Source organism: Streptomyces sp. NPDC048258 (assembly GCF_043201995.1).
Lineage (GTDB): Bacteria > Actinomycetota > Actinomycetes > Streptomycetales > Streptomycetaceae > Streptomyces.
This window is the reverse complement of record NZ_JBICZH010000034.1, coordinates 19,066-40,889: the sequence shown is the minus strand read 5'-3', so window position 1 is coordinate 40,889 and position 21,824 is coordinate 19,066. Positions and strand designations below refer to the sequence as shown.

Below are 21,824 nucleotides of genomic sequence, written 5' to 3'. Positions count from 1 at the left end.
ATCCGCCGCTACATCATCTGGCGGAACAAGCACGCCGCCGACGAACGCCTCCAAGAGGTGGTGAACAGGGCGAACGTTGCCTGACGCGGCACTAGCTTCCGGTCATGCTTGAGACGGGTAATCCCACTCGGGATCTTGTGGGCCTCGTGCTGCCCGGGACGGGTGCGTTGGTCGAGGTCGCCAACCCGGCCCAGCCATATGTGCTGCTGGATGCCGCGGGCGCGGAGGTGAAGCCGGTGGCGGCGTTCTTCGCCGAGCTTCAGGCGTGTTCGCGTCCCGCTTCGACGATCCGCTCGTACGGGATGGACCTGCTGCGCTGGTGGCGGTTCCTGGACGGCTGGGGAGTGGAGTGGAACCGGGCCACGCGGGTGGAGGCCCGGGACTCCGCCCGCTGGATGGCGATCGCCCCGAAGCCAGTTCGGATCCATTGGTGCCGCCAGGCAGACGCCGAGGCGAGCCGCCCCCCAGCGGCCCGGTCGTCGGCGGGAGTGCCGAACGCGGTGACGGGGCGGGCCTGGCCTGGGTTGATGTACGCGGCAGCGACGCGGGCGCACTGCGAGACGCGGGCCTGCTCCAGGCGTGCCATCGTCGCCCAAGCCGACGAGTCGGGGCACTCGGTCGGCCGGGCTCCGGGGCGAAGCCGACGGCTGCCACGTGCCCGGCGAGGTCGGGAGCGATAGCCGCCCACCGCTCCCGCAGGGAGCCGCCGGCGGCCGGGAGCTCCCAGGCTCGCTCGATCGCGCCGTGCCGCCCATGAGCTTTCCCGGACCCCGGCCGGCCGGGCGGATCAGCGCAGTCCGGCGAAGAGATCGTTCTCGGGTACGGCCGCGCCGGTGGCGTCCTGGACACGTACGAAGGTCTCCATGCCCATCAACTCGCCGAACCTCTCCTTGCCCATCTTGAGGAAGAAGATGTTCTCGCCCTGACTGGCGTGCGCGGCCAGCGCGTCGAACTTCTGACCGCTGAACGGGGTGGTGTCCACCCACGTGGTGATCTCATCGTCGGGGAGGCCGATCTCGGCCATCGCGGCGGCCTCGGCGGGATCCTGCTCCGGCATGTCCTCATGAAACTCGCGCATGGTCTCCCCGAACCGCTGCATCATCGAGCGGGGCATCGTCGTCCAGTACACCTTCGGTGTCAGCGCGGTCATCTCCAGCGCCGCCATCGTGATGCGGTGGGCCTGGATGTGGTCGGGGTGGCCGTAGAAGCCGTTCTCGTCGTAGGTGACGACCACATCGGGTCGGTAGTGCCGCATGAGTTCCGCAAGTCGGGCGGCGCCTTCCTCCACGGGGGTCTGCCAGAAGGATCCGGGGGCGTCGTTGCTCGGCCAGCCCATCATCCCGGAGTCGGCATAGTCCAGCATCTCCAGATCGCTGACCTTCAGGACGTCACAGCTCGCCTCGAGTTCTTCACGGCGCATCAAGGCGACGGTCGCCGGATCGTGCCCGGGATCGCCCGGCTTGACACCCCCCGGTCCGTCACCGCAGCGGCCGTCGGTACACGTCACGAGAACCGTGCGGATGCCTTCCGCCGCGTACCGCGCGAGGACCCCTCCGGTTCCGGTGGCCTCGTCGTCGGGGTGGGCGTGCACTGCCATGAGCGTCAAGGGCCGGTCAGTCATGAAACAATCCTCCTGCAGAAATACGTCTTCGTCCGAATGCGCGGCGGGCGTACCGCGATCCGGGAGCCCGGATCCTGGTGGGGCGGACGACCTTGTGGTCTCCGTGCTCCCCGCCCGTGGCTCCGATCCCTCGGTCGATGCAACCGCGCCGACCGGACGGCTGTTCCCGGCGCGGCCGCTCGGCCTTCCAGGACGTACGCATTGGGACCCCTCGAAGCGTCAATGAGCTTCCGCCAACTTGAAGTCGCAGGTCAAAGGGCTGGTGTGACCGGTTCTCGGAGTGCTCACGCAGGTCGTGGGCGGGAGACCGCGGAGAAGATCATCCGTCAGCGGTTGACTTCGAGGTTCGTCAGGACGAGCAGAGCGCGCAGGAGCTGGTGGCGCGGGCGGGATCAGCGCGGAGCTTGGTGAGGGTCCGCCAGTTCTTGAGGTGGGCGAAGCCGTGCTCGACCGGTGCACGTCCGACGTCGAGGACTCGGTTGGCTTCCTTCTGGCCCGGGGTGAGCTTGTGGGTGCGGCTGGCGGTGTAGCCGGTGAAGATCACGGGGTCGCGGATATCGCTGTCCAAGCCGCGGAAGCCCAGGTCGGCCAGCGCCCCGAGGCCGGCGGCGCGCAGGTGGGCCAGGATGTGGTCATGGCGGGCGGCAGTATTGTCGTGAGTGCGGCCGGGCCGGGCGGCGGATATCCAGATCAGGCGGCCCTTCTCGTCGGTCAGGGCGAGGAAGTGCAGGCCATGGCTGCGGTGCTTGCCGGAATAGTTCCGCCGGTAGGCTCTCCCGGTGCGGCGCCTGGTGCGGATGAGGGTGCCGTCGATCAGGACCACCTCTCCGCCTTGCTTGGAGACCTTCCTCAGGGCACGGGTCCAGGCGCGGCGCCTGGGCGGCGAGCAGTCCGGTCAGCTCGTCCCGCCACCGGCGGACGGTGGACTCGGACACGTTGTTGCCGCCGGCCATGTCGGCCAGGCGTTGGTCGTGGCGCAGTACGGCCAGGACGATTACCGCGATCTTCCCCGGCGGCAGGATGCGCCATCGGGACCGAATCGCCTTCAGATGGCGCCTGAGCAGTCGGCGAGGTGGTTGACGGTGCGCGTGGCCAGCGGCAGACGGCACTGGTAGACAAGCGGGCAGGTGTCCTCGGCATGCTCTCTGGTATTCGTCACACAATTCCAACGGCCGCCGGGGGCACCCTGGTTACGTCCGTGCCGAGCCGCTTCGAGTGGCGGCCGAGGTCACAGGCGGGTGGTGAACCGGCCGTCGGGCAGTTTCCGCAGCCAGCCGCGATCGACGAGTCTGACCGCGGCTACCCTTCAGCCGCCGGCCGCATGCCCGTCACCCGACGGCCGACCCCCCGCTGCCCCCTCGCCAGCCACCGCACCGGCCAGTGCAGCAGCACCGCGAGGCAAACGAACCAGCCGCCAGCATGGACAGCCCAGACACCCGCCATGGTGGGGCCACCCCAGGCCTGGTGGTAGTCAGCGCCGAAGTACCAGAGCGGGTAGCCGAAGTTCCGGACCGAGTTGAACAGCGCGTACCCGACCAGAGCGAAGGCCGCCACGTCCAGCGGCAGCCCGAGCACCGCCCGGCCCAGCACCCGCCCGCCCGTCCACCCCTGGCCACCGGCGATCCGGCTCTGCCACCGGGCAGCCCTCCGCGACTGCCCTGACAGGGTCAGCACGACCGCTGCCAGCCCGACCGGCAAGGCCAGAAAGGCGCGGCAGGTGGTACCGGCGGTGCGGCGGATCACGGACATCAGCAGACTCCTCATCCTCGTTGGGCTGACATCCCCAACCTCCCACCCCATGTAAGTAGCCGTCATCACTCCACAGAGCCATCCCGCCACGTCATACCCAAGAGCTACCGCCCGCCCCGGGAACAGAGGGGCGGACATGAAAGGTGTGCCGGGCATCCTGAGGGGCTGCCCGGCACACGGTTTCCACGAGACGGAACGGCTACCGGCTCAAGGGGCCGGCCGCCGACCGCGGTTCAGTGGTGGCGGCGGCCCCACACACCGTGGACACGGAGTGTTCGGTTCTGATCGCGTCCGCGTCGTGGGCGGGTGTAGCGCGCCCAACCCCACCCTGGACATGGCACGGAATGCCAACTCACCCGCTCGGTCGACTGGTGCTGAGCCGTGCGCGGTCGGCTGCCGGTAAGACTTTCTGGAGGGGCACGGGTGTTGTGCCGATGGGTAGGGCTGTGACCTTCTTTCTCCCTGGCCGCGGCCGCAGACCCGAAGTTGTCGCTGAGCAGTCCGGACCCGGTGGGGTTCCCGCAGCAGGCAAGCGCTCCAGGTGGCGTTGGGGGGTGCTGTGCGGCTCTGTTGTCACTGCTGCGGCCGTGGTGCTGACGGGTTCGGCCGGGCCGGTGCCCGCCCGGGCCCAGGCGCCGGCCGGGATCACCGCACCCGGCAAGGGAGCCGGTGTTGTTCTCGATGGCGGGCACCTGACGCCGGGTCAGATGAACGCGGTGCTGGCCGGTTCGGCTGGGCCCCTGCGGCTCGCTTCGTCGGCTGCCGCAAGGATGGACCAGGCACGTGCCGGGGCGCTGGCCGCACTGAAGAGCGGGCAGCGCGTGTATGGGTGGAATCAGGCCCTGGGCCCGCTGAAAGACCATCCGCTGACAACGGCGCAGCAGCGGGATTTCCAGCGCAGGATTCTGCGCTCGCACGCGGCAGGGGTGGGTGAGGAGGCTTCAGCCGGGGTAGCCCGGTTGGCTTTGGTGTTGCGGGCGAACGCCATGGCTCGCGGTCACATGGGTGTGCGGCCGGCGATGGTGCGGCGGATGCTGGCCCTGGTGAACGCCGGGGTGACCCCGGTGATGCCCTCGGTCGGATCGCTGGGAACCGGTGATCTGCAGCCCATGGCGGCCGCCGGGATGGTCCTGACCGGGGATGGCGCGATGGCCCGGCTGCGCGGGGGTCCCGCGCGCCCGGCCGGGCAGGTGCTGGAGCAGGCAGGCCTGCCAAGCACGTTCGCCCTGGAGGCGGGTGAGGCGCTGCCGCTGATCAGTGGGAGCGGAGTGCTGACAGCACGCTACGCGGCTTCGGTGGCCCGGGCGGAGAGGTTCCTGGACCAGTTCGACGGTGCGTTCGGCCTGTTCCTCGAGGCAACCCGAGCCGAGGCCAGTTCGCTCGACGCGCGTACGCATGCCGAGCGCGGTGTGCCGGCCGAAGAAGAGGAGGCAGCTTCCCTGCGGGAGCTGACCGAGGACAGCGAGTGGATGACGGAGAAGGGACGCCGGCGCTTTGGGGAAAAGTCACCTCGGGTGCAGGACGCGGTTTCGGTGCGCGCGGCCCCGCACATCGTCGGCACGGTCCGCCAGACTTTGGAAGAGGCCAGGACGATCATCGGCCGGGAGGCGAACGCCTCGACGTCCAACCCGCTGCTGTTCAAGACCGGTTCATCGTATGAGTTCGTGATGGGTGGGAACTGGGACGGCGCGCAGATCGGTCATGCCCTGGACACTCTGAACGCGCAGATCACGGATGTGGCGGTGCTCAGCCACGAGTTGTCGGGACGGTTGATCTCCTCGAAGTGGAGCTACGGGCTGCCCGACAACCTGGCCGCCGAGCCGGTAGGGCTGAACTCGGGCATGGTGCAGGTCCAGACGGTCGGTGCGGCTCTGATCCCGGAGATGCAGGCGCGAGCGATGCCGGCCGGGGTGCTGTCGCGGCCGGAGAAGTTCGGCCAGGAAGACCACAACACCATGGCCATGGCCTCGGTCCGCAACCTGGACGACAATCTCGACCGGGCCGAGACCGTCCTGGCCGTCCAGTTCCTCCTTGCAGCCCAGGGCGTCGACCTGGCCAAGCCCAAAATGGGCGAGATGACGCTGGCAAAGCGGACCACCGAACTGCACCAGCGATTCCGAGGCCACATCCCGGCCCTGGGCCAGGACCGCTGGATGACCCCCGACGTCGAAGAAGCCGTGGACCTGGTCAGACACGGCCGACTGCGGCCCAACGGAAGCTGAGGCACAGCACTCCGACGGACCCGTTCTCTTGAACAAACCCCGCCCCGGTTCCACCGCCCGGTCAGCACTGACCTCCGCCACCACATCCGGGCGGACCAGCACCGCGTCCAGGACGTCACGGCTCCCCCACGCCGCCGCTTCCCTGCCACGGCTGTCCGGCCGTCAGGCCGGGCCGACCAGGCAACTGTTCTCCGCAGCCGACGACAAACGTTCTCCACGGTCACCTACGCAGCCACTGCGATGTGTCGCTGAGAGATGGCAGCGGTCCGGCGGGAGGCTGGTGTCCCCGCTCAGGGGTGTGCGGTGTGTCAGTGGGTACTGGCAGTCTTGCCAGGTGCTGATCAATGGATTTGACGATGCCCCGCTGGTGGCCGGGGAGGAACTGGTCTGCCACCCGGGGTTCTGGGCCGCCCATCTGATGTGGATGTGCGACCCGGAGGAGTACGAGGGTCCACCGACCCCGGAGTGGTTCGGAGCGGACGCGGCCGACGCCGATGTTGTGTCCAAAGCGCTGGTGGACGAGGACAACTGCCCCGTGATCCGAATCCCATTTGGCGACGGGCACGCCGCAGTGGTGATAAACCGACCCCACGAAAGAAGAGGGGGGACGCAGTACCTCGTCACCCACCCTGACTGGGGACGGCACGGCTATCTCGCCAGGATCGGCGCATACGAAGGCCCCGGCCTCTCCTGGCGGGAACTGACCCACATCGCCCGCACTCCGGACCTTGAGGCCCCGGGCATCCACGACCCGCACGCCCGCCTACTGCTCCTGCTGCCGGCGATGAGTGACGAGGAGGCGCTGGAGGACGGGGCTGACGTGATCGCCGAGGCACTGGTCCAGGTCGGTGCTCCGGCCAGCAGGGCTCCGCGCGTGGCGGAGCTCCTCGTGGACCATCCCATGTGGGACCCGATCGGCTGGTGGTTGCCCGACGACCAGCGCTTCGGCGGCATCCTCCGCAGTGATGACCCCCGCAGCCCGCGATTCGACGTGAGGCTCGCCCAAGGCATCACCCAGGAGCAGAACGAACGGCTCGCCCGCGCCCTCGGAACCTGGCCCGTCTGACGTCAAGAACCGACACGCTGCCAGAAGCCGGCGACACGGTCGTCCAGGCCACCGGCCTGGGACCTGACGGCCGATCATCTGCACGTGGACGGCATGCGCGTGATCCGGAGCATCGGCCCGAACGGACAGGTGCCCGCCCCCTCCCCCGGCGCGGCGAAGGGCGCAGACCTGTGGCACCGGGTCTCCGGCCGAACGAACGAACGTTCCGGCAGCGGCGGCAGCGGCAGCGGCAGCGGCAGCGGCAGCGGCAGCACGGTCCGGGCCGGGGCGGACGGCGCCCCGGCTGTCCTCACCGTGGAGGAGGACGGCACGGTGGTGGCACGAGACCCGGCCACCGGGCTGCCGTGGGGCCCTCCGCTGACCGGTCACACGGGCAGGGTGTGGGACGTGGCCACCACGGTCGTCGACGGCCGGCCGTTGGCCGTCACCGCAGGCGCCGACCACACGCTCCGGACCTGGGACCTCACCGACGCCCGTACGAGCGGCGGCCCGCACACGGGGCACACCGGATCCGCATCCGCCGTGGCGATGGACACGGCGCCCGGTGGGCGGCTCGTGGTGGCCTTCGGCCCGGAGGTCGCGGTGCTCCGCCCGACTCCGAGCCGCGTCGGACAGCACTGAACTCATGCCGCGGGTTGACTCATTCGCGCCGTACCCCTCGGACCGGCCGAGAAGATCTCAGTAGCAACAGGCGGTGATCGTTCGTGCTGCTGGTGGCGCTCGAAATCGCCTCCGTCGTACGGCCGTTCCCCGACCCCCCAGCACGGTGAGAGGTACCACGATGACAACAACCCGCGTCAGGCGCTCCGTAGCCCGCGCGCTGACCATGACGGCGGCGGCCTGCGCCGTCGCTGCGGCGACGGCCCTTCCGGCGTCCGCCGCCGACCAGCCGACACGACAGCAGCTCATGGCGGACTGCGGTTCGGGCGAAGGCAAGTGCACGTTCAACTCGCCCAAGCTCGAAGAGGCGTACCTCGGTGAGCTCCGGCAGGTGTCGGATTCGCTGTACAACTGCAGTTCGTCCGACTCCACCCAGACGATGACCTGGGACGACACGGTGGGTTCCACCGACTCGTTGGGCGTCTCCGTCACTGCGGGCGGCAAGATCGCGGGCATCGTCGACCTGAGCATAACGGCGAGTTACAGCCACAGTTGGTCGAGCACCCATTCGGAGAGCAGCTCGCTCAACATGACGGTGAAGCCCGGCGAGGTGGGTTGGATCTCGCGCGCCCAGGTGATGCAGAGGGTCTCCGGCACCTGGCAGACCCACTACGACAGCCCCAGGTGGGGGCACTACTACTGGTTCTTCCAGGACACCATCACGGGTCCGGCCAAGAACGGCACCGACGGCAAGACCAATGCGGTGGTGGTCAAGAGCCGCAAGATGACCGCGGCGGAGAAGCGTTCCTGCTCCGACGGGTCCCGTACCAGCCGTACGTTCGTCCAGGCACGCTGAGCCACGGCTCTCGCGTGACACCGGCCCCCCGTCCCGCCACAGCGCGGGGCAGGGGGCCGGCGCCGTTCTGGATCCCGGCCGTGATACTGGTGGGCTCGCGTATTCAACTGTCGCGTGTTGGCACGTCCCGCTCTGGAATTGATACTGACCGTGACGGCCGGCAGGGGCGGGATGGATGTCAGAGGGATCCGGTTGGATGAGCCCGTGACTGTCTATGACGTGGCCCGCCAACTTCCCACCATCGCTGACCTGCGGGACCTGTGCCGCTCGCTTGCAATGCTCGACGCGATCCTGAGCCCAGACTGGGAGAGCCGGTACTACTCCTTCAACGCCACGTGGGCCGCAGGCGAGGAGATGGCCTCGATGCGCAACGGGTCAGGAGACGAGTACTCCATCGTGTTCTCGGCGGCTGGGGTCTATGTCCGTGGCTTCGACCACGCATCGCGGATGAGCCCATATGGCCACGATGACGAGCCCTGGCCGGGAGTGATCGACGACGTTCCCGAGGTCTTCAAGCCCTTCGTCGAGGAGCCGGCGTTCACCGACGAGGACGGCGTGCCCGTTGTGACGGCCTGCTTGTGGCGGGAGGGGACGGATGATCAGTGGCGCCACGGCACGATCGACTTCCCTTCGAACCATGCCGACCCTGATGGGGCAACGGGTCTGTTCCAACTGCTGGTCGACCGCTCGCCCGAAGCGTTCCAGCGCTTCGCCGAGGACTACTACGAGGTCTCTGTGGATCTGGAAGCGGTGAGTGACCTGTATGCCTTGCGGCCGCTGGACCAGGAACTCGTGTCGTCGTTGAACGTAGAGGTCACCCTGGCGGACCTGGCCCAAGACATCTCCGAAATCGGTTATCCGCAGGCCCACTGAGAGCCACTCTGTCCACCCACCAGCACGCTTTTGCTGGTGGGCCTTTGTGTGTTCAACGGTCTCCGGTTCCCCGAGGGACCCAGCCCCCTGGCGATCTTGCGTGATCCCCAGGGGCGTATCGGCTCCATGCCCCGCCAGCCTCGTTGCGGAGCCGGGTGGTGGTCTTGCCGTGATAGCCAAGAGCGTCCGCGACGACGGGCGCGGGCAGTTCGAGGAGTTGCTGCCGGATGGCGGCGGCGCGGGCGGCTGCGGACGGGACCCCGATTTCGTTGAGGAGCGCGGGCAAGTGGCCAGGGCCGGCTGGCTGTCCTGCCCGGCGGCCGGGGAAGAGCCAGCGGGAGGCGGGGTTGGTAGCAGTGTTCATGTTGTCGCGGTTCGCGATGTGCTCCAGAAGCAGGGCGGCGACCAGTGCGGGAACAGGTGAGGCTGGTTCCCCGAGCCGTAGCAGCACCGTGGTGCCGTCGCGGATCACGTCGTCGACGGTGAGCCGGACGATGCGGCTCACGGGCTGTGCCGCCAGGAGCACGATGACTCCCGCGACACGCAGACGCATCGGCATCTCCGTGTCGGTCGGCAGTCGGCCGAGGGCGTCGAGGCGCTCGTCTTCGCTCAGCGCGGCGCGCCGGGAGACCTCGAACAGTTCCTCGGATCGTCTGGAAGCCGGCCGAGAGGCTGGGGATCCACTGGGTCGCGATACAGCCGGTCCAAGGGACCTACTACGAGGTCTATCTGCACGCGGCCCTCGACTGCGAACCCCTGAACTCCGGTCAGAGCCAAAATTCGAGATCCGCATCACCGGTGGCAGCCATCCCTTCTTCCGCCTTTGAATGCCCCTCCGCCAACACTTGCTACCGCTTGACTCGTCCGCGAACGGCAAGCACCGCAAGGGCCAGCAGCGCGGGTTCGGTCAGACGGGACGCCATCTCGGTGTAGGTGCCGGTTGTGGTGAGGTTTTGGCCGGAGGAGCGGAACGACCGAGTTCACGACGATCCGCAGGGACTTCTCCCAGCGCTGGGAGGTCCGTTCGTCTGACAGACCCATATCCAGCAGCAACCCTGCGAGTGAACGGGCTCTTGGCGGCTACGGGCCGGTGCAGGGCCGCCGCCTGATTCTCACGGCTTCGGTGTCACCCGTCGCCCGGCCCTCCGGTACGAGGGGGAGCGGGACCTCGCCCGTCAGATTGCCCATAGGCTGCCGGATAGCCCTGAACATCTCGACACGGTCCTTTTCCACCTGGTGTGACGATCAGGGACAGCGGGCGGCAGCGGCCGTCCGTGCTCAGGTGGGGCTTGGTGGTAAACCCGCCGCGCGAGCCGCCCGGGCCCTCACCTCCAGCACCACCTCCACCAGCCGGACGACGAGAATCTGCCACGGCGTTTCGCCCTGGTGTTCTGACGTTTCGGCCCCCTTTGGTGCTGGAGGCGGGTCGGTACGGGCGCCGGCCGCGTGCTGATGCACCCGCACGGTGGTGGAGTCGACCGAGATGTCCCAGTCGATCTCACCCGCCGCATCGGCAGCGGCCTGGACTTGCTGGAGCAGACGCTCCCAGGTCCCGTCACCCGACCACAGTCAGTGGCGTTCGTAGACGGTCTTTCACGGCCCGAATCGTTCGGGCAGGTCACGCCACTGCACGCCGGTCCAAACCCGGTGGAGAATCCCGTCGATCACCTGCCGGTGATCCCGCCACCGACCACAACGCCCATCGCAGACCGGAAGGAACGGCCGCAGCCGATCCCACTCGGCATCAGTCAGATCACCCCGCCCCATGCCCACATCAACGACCCGGGCACGGAGTATTCACATGATCGCCAAATCAACTCCATAAGCCAGGCTGCGGACGTACCAGTCGCATTGGTTGCCATCCGCTTCCGGAACCCGCTTGTCGTAGCTGAAACCTGACCGTCTCGCGACCGCTGCCGACCGGGAGTTCTCCGGGTCCACCCGGATCACTCCTTGGGTCGCCCCTTCAGCTGCGGCGTACTGGCAGATCAGGCGGACAGCGCGGGTCACCAGTCCCTGCCCCCGCCAGGCGCGGTAGAGACCGTAGGAGATGTTGACTTGTCCAGGCACCAAGCCCGCCATCTCGAATCGCAGGTCTATATAACCCGCCAGCGTTGACTCGGCAGCCACACGGATCCCGAACGCACGCAACGGTCCACGGGAGGCCCACTGCTCGATGCAGTGGCGGAAATACACCTCGGTGCCTTCTCGGGTGCCTGGCCGCCCCCCACTGAGCCACCGCACCAGCAGCTCGTCCTCGCCTGCCAGGTGCTCATCGGCGTCATCCACGCGCGGAGGAGACAGTAGTGACAACGCCATCCGAAAGATCGTCCGGACAAGTCCTAGCGACGGAGCTGCTGCCCATGACCAGGGTGTAGGCGCGGGCGAGTTCTGCCAGCGGCACGGACACCCTGGCCCGCGGACTTCTCCGCGGGCCATGTCGAGGAGGCCCTGCACGGTCTCCCGTACGCCGGGGCGCGGAGGCTTACGGGGCTTGGGTGTCCTGGCGTACGCATTCGATGAGGTAGTCGCCGGTGTCGGGGTCGATGGTGACGCCGTGTGCTTCGCTGTGGAAGCCGGGGAAGGCGCGGTCGAATGCCTCCAGTGCTCCGAGGTAGCGCAGGACCGGGCCGTCGGGGGGGCCGAGTGCTTCTCCAGGCATCAGGACGGGGATCCCGGGCGGAGTTACGGTGACCATGGCTGCGGCCACCCTGCCCGAGGCTTGGGCGAGGGGGAGGCGTTCGGTGCCGCCCCGGATCAGCTGCTGGTAGCAGGTCTGGGGCGGGACGACGGGTTCGGGCAGTTGCTGGAAGGCGGTGTCCAGGGCGTCGATCAGTTCGGCTCGGGTGAGGTGTTCGTGCATCTCCTGGCACAGGCCGCGCAGGGTCGTGCGGCTGTAGCGCTGCGGGTGGCGCTCGACCAGGTGGGGCAGTACCTGCCGCAGTGGGGTGTCGGCGTCGTGGAGGGCTTTGAAGTCCATGAGAGCGTCCATCAGGGTGCCCCATTTGCCCTTGGTGATGCCCATGGAGAACAAGATGAGTGTGGTGTAGGTGTCGGTCTTCTCCACGACGATGCCACGGCCTGCGAGGTAGGCGGTGAGGATGCGGGCGGGGATGCCCCAGGTGTCCGTCTCGCCGCGCGCGTTGACGCCGGGGCAGGTCAGCGTCACTTTGATGGGGTCCAGCAGGCACTGTCCGCGGCTCAGTCCCGGGAAGCCGTGCCAGTCCGCGTCGGGGTCGAGCTCCCAGCAGCGGGGGTCGGCGGCCAGCAGCGCCGGGGAGGCGTCTGCGAAGGGGACAGCGGTCCCGTCGGCCGGGTCGGTGATGGTGTCGGGCTGCCAAACGCCGAAGAACCACGGCAGCCGGTCGCCGGCGTCCGCGATCCGGCGTCCTGTTCGCACGACGGCCTGCCGGAACCGGATCGCTTCGGTGACCGCCTCGTTGACCAGCCACTCGCCCTGTGGCCCGTCCATCATCGCCGCGGCCACATCCAGCGAGGCGATCACCGGATACAGGGCCGAGGTAGTGCCGTGCATCATGAACGCCTCGTTGAAGCGGTGGTGTTCGACCGGCGCCCGGGGTGAGGACTTCACGTGCACCATGGCGCTCTGCGACAAGGCGGCCAGCAGCTTGTGCGTGGACTGGGTAGCGAAAACGGTGGGACGTTCCTCGCTCGCGAAGGTGTCCGGGCCCACGGCCATGCCGTAGCGGCCGGCGTAGAGGGGGTGGAAGCGGGCGTAGGCGAACCAGGCTTCGTCGAAGTGCAGGCGGGGAGTACTGGGGGCCAGGGCACGCGCGGTCTGCACGGTGTCGTAGCACAGACCGTCATAGGTCGAGTTGGTGATCACCGCGTACTCAGCCTGGGGGGAGACCGCCCCTGGCGTCAGCGGGTGGGCGGCGATCCTGGCGGCCACCGCCGCGGGCAGGGTTTCACTGGCGGGGAGGGGGCCCGCCAGGCCGTATCCGTTGCGGGTCGGGACGAGGTAGACCGGTCGGGCACCGGAGATCACCAGGCCGTGCAGCACCGACTTGTGGCAGTTGCGGTCCACCAGGGCGATCTCGTCGGCGGTGACGCAGTAGTGACCAACCATGCGGTCGGCCGTGGAGTCACCATGCAGCACGAAGTACGTCCGGTCCGCGCCGAAGACGCGTGCGGCGTTGCGCTCGGCTTCCCCGATGGGACCGCTGTGCTCGAAGAGGGAACCCAGCTCCTCCACTGAGATCGACAGGTCGGTGCGGAAGAGCCGCTCACCGTAGTAGTCGAAGAACGCTCGGCCGACGGGCGACTTCAAGAACGCCACCCCGCCGGAGTGCGCCGGGGTGTGCCATGAGTATTCGTGGGCGTCGTCGAACCGTCGCAGCGCTTTGAAGAACGGCGGCAGGATGGAGTCGCCATAGGCGCGTGCCGCATTGAAGACACGGCCGGCGATGAAGGACGGCGTGTCCTCCAGGGGCCAGATGTAACCGACGGCGGTCTCGGCCACCCACAGGGGCAGACGGTCCAGGCCGTGGTCCGACTCCTCGCTCATGACGACGAAGACGGGCAGAGCCGTGAACCGGCGGATGATCTGCCGCAGGACTGCCCCTCCCCCGCCGTCGGCGTCTTCGCCGGTCTCGGACGGCAGGTCCCAGGCGACGACCGCGGCCGCCAAGCCTGCCTCAGTACGCAGGGCGGCACAGGCCCCCTCGACCGTCCGCGCCCACCGCACCTCCAGCCCGCGGTTCTCCAACTCCTTGCCGATCCGCCGCAGCTGGTCACCGCCGACGCCCCGGCCCAAAGGGTCCTCGCGCAAGGCCAGCAGGACACTACCGTTTGCCATGACACTCTCCACCCATGTGCGTACCAAGCCGCCCGACAGGCCAAGTGTCGAGTGCAAACGCCATGGATCGTGTCGAAAACCGGCAGCCTCACCCGTTCGAGGAGTCGTAATGCCAGGCAGTGTAGGCGTACTCATGACAGTCCTCAGTGAGGTACGGATGAAGTGCCCCATTGGACGACGGTGTAGGTGTCAGCCTTACGACCTCGTGCATGGTTAGCGTGACGGCGGCCGGAGAGCATCGTTGGGCTGTTCGTGGTGGGGGGTGGAGCTCGTGGGTCGATCGTGTCGCAGCGTCGCACCACGGGTCTTTCGGCATCCGTGATCACTGACCTGGTAGCGAAGTTGGGGCCGGTTACTTCGAGGCGTACGGCGCCGGCTGTTCGCGCTGTGCCGGCTGCGCGAACCCGGCGATGGCGGCCTCAACCAGCGCGTCGGACTCCACCACGGCCGCCCACGCCTGCGCCTTCACCGCAGCCGAGGGCCGCGCGGCCAGGCAGCGCACCACACAGGGTCTGCCCCGCCGCGCTCACCCGGCGGCCGCAGCCCGTCCGGCCCCGAATCCGGGAACATCCTCCGCCGTGACGTCCAGGCGCAGCCGCTGGAAAGGCATTGGGTGCCGGAACACCCCGTCCCGGTCCACGGCGGTATCGGCGCTGACCTCCGCCACCAGCTCCGGGCGGACCAGGAGCACGTCCAGGACGTCACGACTCCCCCACGTCTAGGCGAACCGCACACCCGCCCACGGATGACCGTCACCGGCGGGGATCAGGTGCTCACCGACCGAGCGGGCCGCTTCCGGGCGTAGTGGTACCGCGCGGCCGACCACGTGCAGGCGGCCGACCTGATCCCGGCGGCCCAGGACGAGGAGCTGCGGTCGGGCGAGGGTGCCGGTGACGGCGCCGATGACCGCCTCGATGGTGTCCCGGCGGCGGATCTTGTACCAGCCTCTCGCCGAGGGGCGGTAGGTCTGGTTCATGCCCTTGACCACGATGCCCTCGACGCCGGACACGTCGGTCCAGGACTCCAGCCACTCCCCCGCCTTCGCCGGGTCCGTCGTCATCCACCTCGTCGCCCTCGTCCGAGGCGGCGCCCGCTTCAGAAACGGTCATCTCGTCGAACGCTCCAACGGCCGGCCGGCAGTCGCCCAGGACCACCCCGGACTACCGGCCGTCAGAACATCGTGTTGTCGTTCTTGGAGTCGGGGGGAATGACCTGAAGAACATCCCAGTGCTCGACGATCTTTCCATCGGTGTCGAAGCGGAAGATGTCGACTCCGGCGTATTCCTCCTCCGGCCACACCTGATGGCAGTGCAGGACGACGTGGTCGCCCTCGGCGAAGGCGCGCTTGAACTCCACCCGCTTGCCCGGATACCCGGCGGCCATCCGCTCGAAGTAGTCAATGAAAGCCTGCCTGCCGTCGGCTACCTCCGGGTTGTGCTGGATATACGTGTCGCCCACGTACATCTCCACGGCATCCGCAGGACGGCACTGATTGAACATCAGGTCGTAGAACGCCGTGGCCGTGGCCTTGTTCCGTTCGAGGTCAGCATCGGACATGACGATCACTATAGGACCCGCAAGTCTCGCGACAGAACACTCCGACAACAATCCTGAAAAACCAGGTCCACACGTCTTGACGATTACTCCGGGTCAGATCGCGCAGGTGCTCGAACCCGCCCGTCTGGGTAGAGCTTGGCAGCCGTCACGCTTTCCTCAGGTGTCCCCTGCTGGACGTTCCGCCAGCTCACCGAAGTCAGCACACAAGTCTCATGCGTCCGATTATCCACGGTCATTTGACCCTTCTGGAGCTCCATTCTGGCGCCGCTCAGCCGCCTTACTGGTGTGGGCGCGCTGCACCGGCGGTGTGCTGCCTTGCGCAGCGCGGCCTCAGGCAGCACACTGCCGGCCGTGACGCCAGCGGGTGAAGCTCGTTGGCGGGGCAGGAGCCACAGGGGTCGCGGAGCGCCCGTGCCCGGCGAAGGCTTCTTCCCCGCTGTCTCGAAAGGCATGCTATGAGTCCCAGGAGCCGGGTGGCCCGCGTAGCCGTCGGCCAAGCACGCCACCTGCCCTCGGGGCCGCCGGCACATGCGCCGAGAGCCTGAGGCTCGGGGGTGGTGCTTGTCGACCAAGCGTGGGTTTCTACGAACCGGCTGGAGAGCCCGACCACATTGCCGGTCGGCTTCGGCGGTGAGCAGCCGGAAGTCAGCGAGCTGCTGCAACCCGGAGACCGGTTGCTGTGTTTCACCGCCGGCCTGATCGAGGAGCACGAAGCCGGCGGGGAACAGTTCGGCGAGGAGCAACTCATCGAGTGGACCAACCGCGTCGTCCGTGACCACACCGGGGTGCGGCCGGTAGTGCGCGCTCTCTCCCACGCCCTGAAACAGGAGTCGGTTCGCCGACGCCCGCGGGCTGAAGGCCTACGCTGGTTCCTCACCCATCACCAGGGCCTCCGGAAAGAAGTCCGCCATCACCCGCCGATGGGTCAAGAACGACCGCCTCAACCACGCCGGATACCTGTGGGCGTTCGCCGCCCTCACTTCCTCGCCCGGCGCCAAAGCGCACTACCGCAGGCGCCGTGACGACCACGGAGACTGGCATGCCCCCGCCCTTCGCAACCTCTTCAACCGCATGATCGGCCAGCTACACCACTGCCTCCAGCACCACAAACTGTTCGACGAGCGAGAGGCCTTCCCTTCCGGGCCCATCCTCCAGGAGAACGTGGCCTGACCTGCCAGGAAGACTTGTCCGGGCCAGGCAGGAGCGCCGATCATTCGGACATGAGACCAGAAGTCCAGACCTTCGTCGCCGACGGCCCGCTGCCCGACTGGGATGCGGAGGAGGAAGAGATCGACCGGCGCGTCACCCAGCTCGAAGCCATCAGCAAGCCGGTGACGGGAGAGGAAGCGGCCTTGCTCGTCACGTGCTTCGGCCCCGACGACTGCTACGGAGTCGCCTGGACACTCCTCCACCTCATCGAGACCGGCCCCAACCCGGTCCTCAAGACCAAGCCGGGCCCAGACGCCAACGAGTGGCACCACCGGCTCTACGACCGCGCCGCGTTCGAAGAGCCCGCCCCAACAGCTTGACGCGTGAGACACGTGAGGTGTCTATGTCTTTGGTCAAGGTGGATGGGTGCTGGTTCGGACGTCTGGAACGATGCGCCTGTGCATGCCGATGATCAGATTGGTGAGGGTGTCTCTGCGGACCTCGCGGCGTTTCTCCGGAACGCTGCCGACGGCCGTCCGGTGAAGATGTTCCTTCCGTCTGCGGCGGGTGTGGCGGCAGCGTGTTCTTCGTGCTCGTTGACGGTGTCGAGGGCGGAGCCGAGCGGGTGTGCACTGGTTGCGGCGGCCGCGCGTTCATCGCGGATAGCAAGGAGCTCTGGGAGGACGCGGATCCTGGCGAGGCCGGCTGCCCGTGCGGGAGCGAGGAGTTCGAGACGGCAGTCGCGTTCTCGCTCGCCGGCGACGGGGCGGTCCGCTGGGTGACGGTTGGGCTGCGGTGCCAGAAGGGCGGCGCAGTGGGGGTCTATGCCGACTGGAAGATCGACTACGGCCCCACGGATCACCTCCTGACCATGGTCTAGGTCTGCGGAGCGACCGCCCTAACAGGCTGCGGCTCTTGTAGAAGGTGCCGTCCCGGAGCATCGCGAAGAGGACATCTGCCCGCCGTCTGGCGAGGCAGAGCAGGGCCTGGGTGTGATGCTTGCCCTGTGCGATCTTCTTGTCGTAGTAGGCCCGCGATGCCGGGTCGCCCAGGGGCGGTGAACGCTGAGAGGAAGAAAGCCCGTTTGAGCTGCTTGTTTCCTCTTCGGGACGGCTGTTCGCCGCGGATCGACGACCCTGAACTGCGGGTGGCCGCGGCGAAGCCGGCGTAGGCGGCGAGGTGGCCGGCGGTCGGGAAGGTGCTGCTGTCGCCGACCTCGATCAGGATCCTGGCTCCGGTCCTGACGCCCACTCCCGGCATGGACGTCAGGACCTTCGAAAGAGGGTGGTCCTCCAGGAGTTCCTCGATCCGCCCGGCCTGGAGCTTGCGCTGGTCAAGGACGGCGGCCAGGCCAACCTGTCCGGACAGCACACCTAGGGGCACCAACGACGCCCCCCATTCCTCAAGGCCCGCGTCCACCAGGCGTACGACACGTCCGGCCGCATCAGCCATAGGCCCGGGCCTGGGGGGTCCCTGACCGGCGCATGCTGTGGCCGTGAGTCGTCGCCGAGTGCCGGGAGGGGGCCGCCAGCCGTCGAGGTGGCCGCTCGGGTTCTTGATCGGCTGGTGACGACCTCCCGGATCGCCCCGCGGACGCGTAATCCCCACGGGCCCCGCGCGGATGGCTGAAACACCGTCATGCCGGCCCCACTTGGCGAGCGCGGTTGTTTGGCGAACGCCTAACTGAGTAGGCGTACATCTGTGCGTTCGCCGTTTTCCGTCGTGGTCCAGTTACCCCTGGTCCGTACGTGGTGACACCGCGTACGGATCGTCCGCCGACGACGCCGTCGCGCCACGCGGCGTCCCCCTCGACCCCAGGAGCACCATGACCCCGATCCTCTTCGTCTATGCCAAGGGCGGCCCTCCTCTGGAGTACGCGGTCCCGCGCATCGCCGCCCACGCCGAGGTGCACGTCCTGGCGCTCGCGCCGTTGCCCCGAACCACCGAGTCGGTGTGGCTGCCCGGGTGCGCGTCGGTCACCACGGCCCCGCCGGGCGAGGGGGTGGAACTGGTCGATCTGATCTGTTCCCACGCCCGCCGCGTCGGCGCCGAGGCGGTGCTGACCCTGTCGGAGTACGCGGTGGTGGCCGTCGCCCACGCGAGCCTGCGGCTCGGTCTGCGCGGTGCTGGCGAGCGGGTCGCGGGGGCGCGGGACAAGCGTCTGATGCGCCGGATCTGGCGTGACGCCGGGATGCCCGTACCGGGGTTCGCGGAGGTCCACGCTCCGGAGGACATCACGGCCGCCTTCGAAACCCTGAGGCCGCCGCTCCTCCTGAAGGCCGCCTGGAGCGCGGGTTCCACGGCCCACCTCACCGTGTGGAACGAGCAGCAGGCCGAGGCGGCCTGGAAGACCGGACGTTCCGTCATGGAAGCCTCCTCCGCGCAGGGTTACGCGGAACTGCACGCCGCGGACGAGGGTGTCAGCGATTTCCTGCTGGAGGAGATCGTGACCGGAGAGGCCTCCGACTGGTTCGACGGGGACGGGTGGGGCGACTACGTCAGCGTGGAGGGGATCGTCGCCGACGGCCGCTACCACCCGCTGTGCATCACCGGGCGGATGCCGACCATCGCGCCCTTCACCGAGCGGGCGAGCCTGGCTCCGGCCGCCCTCCCGAACGCGTTGCAGCACCGGATCGAGGAGGTGTCGCGCGCCGCCGTCGACGCGCTCGGACTCGACACCTGCGCCACCCACACCGAGATCAAACTCGGCGCGGACGGGGCCATGTGGCTGATCGAGACCGCCGCCCGCTTCGGTGGGGTGATGACCACCCGGCAGGTGGAGACCGTCTTCGGGCTCGACATGATCGGGATGCTGGTGCGCCAGTTGCTCGGCCGGGAGGTCGCCTACCCGGAGCGGATGCTGACCGAGGGCGAGGGCGCCGCCGGATCTCTCGTCGTCCTCGCCGTCGACCCCGAGGGCCGGCCCTGGACCGAACTCCCGGCCTGGGACTTCGAGGCGGTCGACTGGCCCGCCCTGGTCGCGCCAGGATCCCGCGTGGAGCTGGTGCGCGAACGCAGTCTCGCGCCGGGCAGCCCGGTCCCGCCGTACGAGGAGGCGGGAGGGGCCAATTCCATGGCCGCGCTGTGCTTCCTCACCGCCGAGTCCGGGCCGGAGCTGCTGGCCGACTGCGGCCGCATCCTCGCGGCCATGCCGAACGCCCTCACCGCCCCGTCCGTCGCCCTCAACGCCGCCCCCACCGCCGCCCCCACCGAGCCCTCCGCCCTGTCCGCCGACCGCTCGACACCCGGGAGCACCGCATGACGAACGCCGGAACCATCACTGCCGCGCCGTCCCCCCGGGGCGCCGCCGTGGACACCCTGCTCACACTCCCCCTGTTCGAGCAGCTGGCCGGGGTGCTGGGCGGGCACCCGTACGTGAAGGTCGTCGTGGACCGCGACCAGGGCCTCTGGCACGTCCTCGACAGCGCCGTGCACTCCTACCACGTCAACTACATAGCCACCGAGATCCAGGGGCTGACCCTCGAGCAGCTCGACGCCGAACTCGACCGCTTCAACCATGACGTCTACCAGGACCCCGCGCGGCGCTTCCTGCTCGGCGTCCTGTCGCTGCGCTCCCGGGGCGGCCCGGAGCGGGACGAGCCGTTCATGGTCCTGGAGACCACCGAGGCCGACACCATGGGCGCGGACCTGTTGATCGAGTTCCACGCCTTCGTACGGACTCACCTCGATCCCGCGCTGGAGCTGCTGGTGAAGCCGGCCAACCACGGGCAGGAGAACGCCCTCGCGGCGGTGCCGGAGACCGTGGTGCCCCGTGCACGGGGTCACGCGCTCCTGGCGACCGCGCCCTTTGTGCCGTTGACGCTCGCCTCGGCCACCGGGCGGCTCCGCGCCTTCGCCTCGGGCGAGGAATACCTGGCCGCCCGCGCGGACCTGACCTGGTACGAAATCATCGCCATGCCGGTTGTCCCCGACGACATCCCGCGGCTCGCCGGTTTGATCAACGCCCAGCCCACCACTCCGCTGTCGCACACCAACATGCTGGCGGCCGGGTGGGGCATCCCCAACGCCATCGTCCGCGGAGTCCTCGACACGATCGCCGACGAGAAGCTGGACGGTGCCTGGGTCCGTTACGAGGTCACCGCCGACGGGTTCGTCATCGAGCGCGCCGAGGAGCCGTCGGACCTCGCCGAACCGACGTGGCACACGCAGCGGGTCCGCCTCGACGCGCCGCACGTGACAAACGTACCGCTCGTGCCGCTGTCCGCGTTACGCGCCGGCGACCGGAACCGCTACGGCACCAAAGCGGCCAACCTCGGGGAACTGCACCACGTACTGCGCCACGGATCGGGCCGGCTGACCGGCTACTACTCCGTGCCCCGCCCGCCCCGGGCCGACCTGCTCGGTCACCTGGCCGCCCGGCTGGGGATGCCCGAGGACGGCGATCTCGCCCAGCACGCGAGCGAGTTCCTGACCCGGCACGTCCAGGCGCCGGCCGGCATCGCCGTCCCCTTCTCCGTCCAACAGCGCTTCCTGGACTCCTCGCCGGCCGTGCAACAGAGCATCGGCAAGCTGAAGATGGCCCTGGAGCTGAACTCCATGGACGCCGTGGACACGGTCTGCCTCCAATTGCAGCACTTGGTGCGCACCCTCCCTGTGCCCGAGGACCTGGTGCGCGCCCTGGACACGCAGCTGGTCGAGCACCTGGCGGGCACCGGCCGCTTCGCCGTGCGGTCCTCCTCGAACGCCGAGGACCTGCCGGGCTTCTCCGCGGCCGGGATCTACGAGTCCCACACCAAGGTCACCGATCTGCCGGGGCTGCTGGACGCCATCCGCCAGGTATGGGCCTCGTTGCTCTCCCCGCGCAGCGTGCGGCTGCGCCATCAGGCCGGCATCTCCCTGGACGACACCTACATGGGGGTGATCGTCCAGCGCTACGAGCCGTCCCCGCTCGGAGGCGTCATGGTCACCTGCAATCCGACCAACCGGGCCGACTTCCGCAATGTGTACCTCAACTGCGCGCACGGGTCCACGGCCGATGTCGTCGACGGTCGGACGATGCCCCTGCAGTACCTGTACAACACGGTCGAGGGCGGCGGCCGCACGATCTCGCTGGGCGCGGCCACCGAGGACCTGGCGCAGGACACACGGGCCCACCTGGGTCGGCTGGCGCTGGCGGGCCGCCTGCTCCAGTCCCATTTCGCCACGGACTACACCTTCGCGGGGCCGCTCGACATCGAATGGCTGCTCGGGCCGGGAGGCGCGCTCCACATCCTCCAGCTGCGCCCGTACAGCGCCTGACCCGTCCGTACTTCCCCGCGTACCGTCCCACCCGAAGGTCGCCCATGCCCATC

19 protein-coding genes and 5 pseudogenes are annotated in these 21,824 nt (G+C 68.7%); 12 read left to right on the top strand and 12 right to left on the bottom strand.

Features of this window, described 5'->3' with window-relative positions:
- Window positions 1–84 (top strand): annotated as a pseudogene (locus ACGFYQ_RS39095) (transposase); the annotation flags it as partial.
- Window positions 85–259: 175 nt separating this feature from the next.
- On the opposite strand, the gene ACGFYQ_RS39090 reads toward ACGFYQ_RS39095, so the two are convergent.
- From ACGFYQ_RS39090 to ACGFYQ_RS39075, 4 genes are all read right to left on the bottom strand, one after another.
- Window positions 260–586, bottom strand: coding sequence for a hypothetical protein (locus tag ACGFYQ_RS39090; RefSeq protein ID WP_393751663.1), 327 nt, complete (start codon window positions 584–586; stop codon window positions 260–262).
- 201 nt (window positions 587–787) lie between these two features.
- Window positions 788–1,621 carry a PIG-L family deacetylase gene (locus tag ACGFYQ_RS39085; protein WP_393751661.1) on the bottom strand — a complete coding sequence of 278 codons (834 nt, stop codon included), beginning with the start codon at window positions 1,619–1,621 and terminating at the stop codon, window positions 788–790.
- 349 nt (window positions 1,622–1,970) lie between these two features.
- The gene (locus ACGFYQ_RS39080; RefSeq protein WP_393751659.1) at window positions 1,971–2,444 is read right to left on the bottom strand and encodes a transposase family protein; all 474 of its coding nucleotides are present in this window, start codon (window positions 2,442–2,444) and stop codon (window positions 1,971–1,973) included.
- 476 nt (window positions 2,445–2,920) lie between these two features.
- Complete coding sequence (locus tag ACGFYQ_RS39075) at window positions 2,921–3,370, bottom strand: hypothetical protein (RefSeq protein ID WP_393751657.1); 450 nt, start codon at window positions 3,368–3,370, stop codon at window positions 2,921–2,923.
- Window positions 3,371–3,957: 587 nt separating this feature from the next.
- On the opposite strand from ACGFYQ_RS39075, the gene hutH reads away from it, so the two are divergent.
- The 5 genes from hutH (at window position 3,958) to ACGFYQ_RS39050 (ending at window position 8,987) form a co-directional block, all read left to right on the top strand.
- Complete coding sequence (gene hutH / locus ACGFYQ_RS39070; RefSeq protein ID WP_393751655.1) at window positions 3,958–5,592, top strand: histidine ammonia-lyase; 1,635 nt, start codon at window positions 3,958–3,960, stop codon at window positions 5,590–5,592.
- A 334-nt stretch (window positions 5,593–5,926) separates the two neighbouring features.
- Window positions 5,927–6,658: a hypothetical protein gene (locus ACGFYQ_RS39065; RefSeq protein ID WP_393751653.1), complete on the top strand. Its 732-nt coding sequence runs from the start codon at window positions 5,927–5,929 to the stop codon at window positions 6,656–6,658.
- A gap of 84 nt (window positions 6,659–6,742) precedes the next feature.
- Window positions 6,743–7,279 carry a hypothetical protein gene (locus ACGFYQ_RS39060; RefSeq protein WP_393751651.1) on the top strand — a complete coding sequence of 179 codons (537 nt, stop codon included), beginning with the start codon at window positions 6,743–6,745 and terminating at the stop codon, window positions 7,277–7,279.
- Between the two features lie 160 nt (window positions 7,280–7,439).
- Entirely contained in the window at window positions 7,440–8,114 is a 675-nt protein-coding gene (locus ACGFYQ_RS39055; protein WP_393751649.1) for a hypothetical protein, read from the top strand.
- A 204-nt stretch (window positions 8,115–8,318) separates the two neighbouring features.
- Entirely contained in the window at window positions 8,319–8,987 is a 669-nt protein-coding gene (locus ACGFYQ_RS39050) for a hypothetical protein (RefSeq protein ID WP_393751647.1), read from the top strand.
- A 52-nt stretch (window positions 8,988–9,039) separates the two neighbouring features.
- Here ACGFYQ_RS39050 and ACGFYQ_RS39045 read toward each other — a convergent pair whose 3' ends face one another.
- The 7 genes and pseudogenes from ACGFYQ_RS39045 to ACGFYQ_RS39015 form a co-directional block, all read right to left on the bottom strand.
- The gene (locus tag ACGFYQ_RS39045; RefSeq protein ID WP_393751645.1) at window positions 9,040–9,540 is read right to left on the bottom strand and encodes a hypothetical protein; all 501 of its coding nucleotides are present in this window, start codon (window positions 9,538–9,540) and stop codon (window positions 9,040–9,042) included.
- 872 nt (window positions 9,541–10,412) lie between these two features.
- Window positions 10,413–10,754 (bottom strand): annotated as a pseudogene (locus ACGFYQ_RS39040) (IS5 family transposase); the annotation flags it as partial.
- Window positions 10,755–10,784: 30 nt separating this feature from the next.
- On the bottom strand, window positions 10,785–11,276 hold the full coding sequence (locus tag ACGFYQ_RS39035) for a GNAT family N-acetyltransferase (RefSeq protein WP_393751642.1): 492 nt from the start codon (window positions 11,274–11,276) through the stop codon (window positions 10,785–10,787).
- A 196-nt stretch (window positions 11,277–11,472) separates the two neighbouring features.
- Window positions 11,473–13,806: an Orn/Lys/Arg decarboxylase N-terminal domain-containing protein gene (locus ACGFYQ_RS39030; protein WP_393751640.1), complete on the bottom strand. Its 2,334-nt coding sequence runs from the start codon at window positions 13,804–13,806 to the stop codon at window positions 11,473–11,475.
- Window positions 13,807–14,332: 526 nt separating this feature from the next.
- Window positions 14,333–14,497 carry a hypothetical protein gene (locus tag ACGFYQ_RS39025; RefSeq protein ID WP_393751638.1) on the bottom strand — a complete coding sequence of 55 codons (165 nt, stop codon included), beginning with the start codon at window positions 14,495–14,497 and terminating at the stop codon, window positions 14,333–14,335.
- A 27-nt stretch (window positions 14,498–14,524) separates the two neighbouring features.
- The gene (locus tag ACGFYQ_RS39020; protein WP_393751635.1) at window positions 14,525–14,866 is read right to left on the bottom strand and encodes a hypothetical protein; all 342 of its coding nucleotides are present in this window, start codon (window positions 14,864–14,866) and stop codon (window positions 14,525–14,527) included.
- Between the two features lie 110 nt (window positions 14,867–14,976).
- On the bottom strand, window positions 14,977–15,363 hold the full coding sequence (locus ACGFYQ_RS39015) for a nuclear transport factor 2 family protein (protein ID WP_393751633.1): 387 nt from the start codon (window positions 15,361–15,363) through the stop codon (window positions 14,977–14,979).
- A 590-nt stretch (window positions 15,364–15,953) separates the two neighbouring features.
- On the opposite strand from ACGFYQ_RS39015, the pseudogene ACGFYQ_RS39010 reads away from it, so the two are divergent.
- From ACGFYQ_RS39010 to ACGFYQ_RS38995, 4 genes and pseudogenes are all read left to right on the top strand, one after another.
- A pseudogene (locus ACGFYQ_RS39010) lies at window positions 15,954–16,190 on the top strand (SpoIIE family protein phosphatase); the annotation flags it as partial.
- Window positions 16,186–16,533, top strand: a pseudogene (locus ACGFYQ_RS39005) (transposase); the annotation flags it as partial. The pseudogenes ACGFYQ_RS39010 and ACGFYQ_RS39005, both read left to right, overlap by 5 nt.
- A gap of 50 nt (window positions 16,534–16,583) precedes the next feature.
- On the top strand, window positions 16,584–16,892 hold the full coding sequence (locus tag ACGFYQ_RS39000) for a hypothetical protein (protein ID WP_393751632.1): 309 nt from the start codon (window positions 16,584–16,586) through the stop codon (window positions 16,890–16,892).
- Between the two features lie 209 nt (window positions 16,893–17,101).
- Entirely contained in the window at window positions 17,102–17,392 is a 291-nt protein-coding gene (locus tag ACGFYQ_RS38995) for a hypothetical protein (protein WP_393751669.1), read from the top strand.
- A 25-nt stretch (window positions 17,393–17,417) separates the two neighbouring features.
- Here the strand turns inward: ACGFYQ_RS38995 and ACGFYQ_RS38990 are convergent.
- A pseudogene (locus ACGFYQ_RS38990) lies at window positions 17,418–17,862 on the bottom strand (transposase); the annotation flags it as partial.
- A 475-nt stretch (window positions 17,863–18,337) separates the two neighbouring features.
- On the opposite strand from ACGFYQ_RS38990, the gene ACGFYQ_RS38985 reads away from it, so the two are divergent.
- Window positions 18,338–19,774 (top strand): acetyl-CoA carboxylase biotin carboxylase subunit family protein, encoded by a 1,437-nt coding sequence (locus tag ACGFYQ_RS38985; protein WP_393751630.1) that lies wholly within the window; start codon window positions 18,338–18,340, stop codon window positions 19,772–19,774.
- Window positions 19,771–21,771, top strand: a complete 2,001-nt coding sequence (locus ACGFYQ_RS38980; RefSeq protein WP_393751628.1) for a PEP/pyruvate-binding domain-containing protein — start codon at window positions 19,771–19,773, stop codon at window positions 21,769–21,771. The genes ACGFYQ_RS38985 and ACGFYQ_RS38980 overlap by 4 nt, the downstream gene beginning before the upstream one ends.
- Window positions 21,772–21,824 lie beyond the last annotated feature (53 nt).

Coding starts and splice junctions, on each gene's coding strand:
- ACGFYQ_RS39090 (WP_393751663.1), bottom strand. CDS start 586: ATGGCACGCCTGGAGCAGGCCCGCGTCTCGCAGTGCGCCCGCGTCGCT.
- ACGFYQ_RS39085 (WP_393751661.1), bottom strand. CDS start 1,621: ATGACTGACCGGCCCTTGACGCTCATGGCAGTGCACGCCCACCCCGAC.
- ACGFYQ_RS39075 (WP_393751657.1), bottom strand. CDS start 3,370: ATGTCCGTGATCCGCCGCACCGCCGGTACCACCTGCCGCGCCTTTCTG.
- ACGFYQ_RS39055 (WP_393751649.1), top strand. CDS start 7,440: ATGACAACAACCCGCGTCAGGCGCTCCGTAGCCCGCGCGCTGACCATG.
- ACGFYQ_RS39045 (WP_393751645.1), bottom strand. CDS start 9,540: ATGCGTCTGCGTGTCGCGGGAGTCATCGTGCTCCTGGCGGCACAGCCC.
- ACGFYQ_RS39030 (WP_393751640.1), bottom strand. CDS start 13,806: ATGGCAAACGGTAGTGTCCTGCTGGCCTTGCGCGAGGACCCTTTGGGC.
- ACGFYQ_RS39020 (WP_393751635.1), bottom strand. CDS start 14,866: ATGACGACGGACCCGGCGAAGGCGGGGGAGTGGCTGGAGTCCTGGACC.
- ACGFYQ_RS39015 (WP_393751633.1), bottom strand. CDS start 15,363: ATGTCCGATGCTGACCTCGAACGGAACAAGGCCACGGCCACGGCGTTC.
- ACGFYQ_RS39000 (WP_393751632.1), top strand. CDS start 16,584: ATGAGACCAGAAGTCCAGACCTTCGTCGCCGACGGCCCGCTGCCCGAC.
- ACGFYQ_RS38985 (WP_393751630.1), top strand. CDS start 18,338: ATGACCCCGATCCTCTTCGTCTATGCCAAGGGCGGCCCTCCTCTGGAG.
- ACGFYQ_RS38980 (WP_393751628.1), top strand. CDS start 19,771: ATGACGAACGCCGGAACCATCACTGCCGCGCCGTCCCCCCGGGGCGCC.